This window comes from Campylobacter troglodytis, from assembly GCF_006864425.1.
In the GTDB taxonomy this organism is placed as follows: domain Bacteria; phylum Campylobacterota; class Campylobacteria; order Campylobacterales; family Campylobacteraceae; genus Campylobacter_D; species Campylobacter_D troglodytis.
This window is the reverse complement of record NZ_QHLI01000131.1, coordinates 1-1923: the sequence shown is the minus strand read 5'-3', so window position 1 is coordinate 1923 and position 1923 is coordinate 1. Positions and strand designations below refer to the sequence as shown.

Sequence of the window (1923 nt, the reverse complement as noted above, 5' to 3'; positions counted from 1 at the left end):
TATAATCTTTCAAAAGAAGAGTATAAGCAAAGAAGAAAGCTTTGCAAAATCTTTAAAGAATGATTTTGCGAAGAAAATACTTGGTAAAAGCATAAATAAGCTAAATGATTTTGTTAAAGAGTATGTTGAGGTGAGGATTAGGAATAAGTTTAGCCAAACACAGCACATAAAAAGAGAGATGATTCAAATTTATAATAAAGAAGGAGTTCATCTTTTTAGCCTTGAAAGAAAAAATATAAAAGAATCTAAATTAAAGGCAAAAGAACTTTATGAGATCAAAGGCATTCAATGGTTTGAAACGAGTGCTGATAATTATCATAAACTATTATATGTAAATGAAAAGTTAAAAGACAAGCAAGAATGTCAAAGCTTGGGTGTTTTATATTTTACTTGGAAAGAGGTGGTGGAGTTTGCTTTAATCGATAGATATTCTTTCCAATATAATCCATTTGGAAATGGAAATTGGAAAAATGCAAAAAACGGAGCTAAAGGCTATATACTAGTCTCAATGGAAGGTATTCCTTACTGGGCTGATGCTGTTGGGCAAATACCTTTTGCGATAAATATCTACAAAGGATTTTTACAGCTTACACAAAACAAAGTTAAGGCTAAAAATGCAACTATAAATGTTGGGTATGCTTTTAGTGAAGGGAAAATAGAACAAATTAAAACTTTTGTTAGCAATTTTATGGATAATCTTTGTTTTAAAGATGATATTTATGATGAAACGCTAAATCCACCAACAGATAAAAATTCTTACGATAATAAAATGATTTTGCGCGGAATCAATTACGGTATGAATCCATATATGGATTTAGCTTTAGATTCTACTAGAAAGGCAATATATGAGTAAAATTATATGCTATATTATAATGTGTATTACTTGGTTTGTGAGCTATATTGCATGCAGTATAATTTTAGAATTTTGTCTTGATGTAATAAATTTTATGATGGATAGGGACTTTTACAATCTAAAAAGATTTCCTACTGTTTATATTGGTATAACTTGTGTTTTACTTAATCCTTTTTGTATTGTTTGCTTTGAGTGCTTTAAATTCTTGCGTGAAAAACTCATCAATGCACTCATTTTTAGTGCTATTAATGCGGTGCTGTTTATTGGTGTGCGTATGGTATGGTTAAATGGTGCAAGCCACAACGCCTATTTGCTATCTTTGGTATTTTTATTAAGTATAGTAGCTTTTATAAAGCTTCACCTTATTTATAGAAATAAAATACTAGAATTTGTAACCATAAGTGTGTGCGAATTCGGCTATGTTTATTTATATTTATCATTGGTATAATTTTTATGAGCAAAAAAATTTTAAGTGTTGTATTGATTTTTGCTAGTGTTATATGGAATTATTGGCTATCCTTATTTTTGCTATGGTTTTTTATATATGTGGATATAATACAATTTAAAGTTAGGATATTTGATGCCGAGATATTTGCATATGGTAATTGTATAATTTTATTTATTGTAAATTGTGGAATTGTTTATATGAAAGTATTAAGCATTAAAAAGTTGATTATATTAAGTATAGGCTACATTGTAATTTTATGTATAGGATTATTTATGGTTGGTATGTTTAATGCAAGATATGCTATGTTAATATGCGTTACATTTAGTGTTTTTATATCAAATCTTTTTATGATTTATTTTACCAAAGTTATTATGCAAAAATCTACAAGGATAACAAAATGATTTTACGAGCCATAGGTTATACTTACTTACAAAATATTCCAATAGGGAATCATTAGCTTTAGATTCTACTAGAAAGGCAATATATGAATAAAATTTTATGTTATATTATTATGTCTATGACACGGATTTAATCCAAGCCACAAAGCTTATTTGCTATCTTTGGCATTTTTATTAAATATGTCAGCTTTTATAAAGCTTCACTTTATTTATAGAAATAAAAT

2 protein-coding genes and 1 pseudogene are annotated in these 1923 nt (G+C 27.5%); all 3 read left to right on the top strand.

Annotated features, from left to right (window positions below; translation table 11 throughout):
* A pseudogene (locus tag DMC01_RS14015) lies at positions 1-853 on the top strand (hypothetical protein); the annotation flags it as partial.
* A gap of 37 nt (positions 854-890) precedes the next feature.
* On the top strand, positions 891-1301 hold the full coding sequence (locus DMC01_RS12325; protein ID WP_142694478.1) for a hypothetical protein: 411 nt from the start codon (positions 891-893) through the stop codon (positions 1299-1301).
* Positions 1302-1573: 272 nt separating this feature from the next.
* A complete protein-coding gene (locus DMC01_RS16120; RefSeq protein ID WP_282432321.1) occupies positions 1574-1702 on the top strand; it encodes a hypothetical protein in 129 nt (42 codons plus the stop codon).
* Positions 1703-1923: the final 221 nt, after the last annotated feature.

What these genes read in the sequence shown, in the direction of transcription:
- DMC01_RS16120 (WP_282432321.1), top strand. Translation starts at nt 1,574, where the DNA reads ATGGTTGGTATGTTTAATGCAAGATATGCTATGTTAATATGCGTTACA.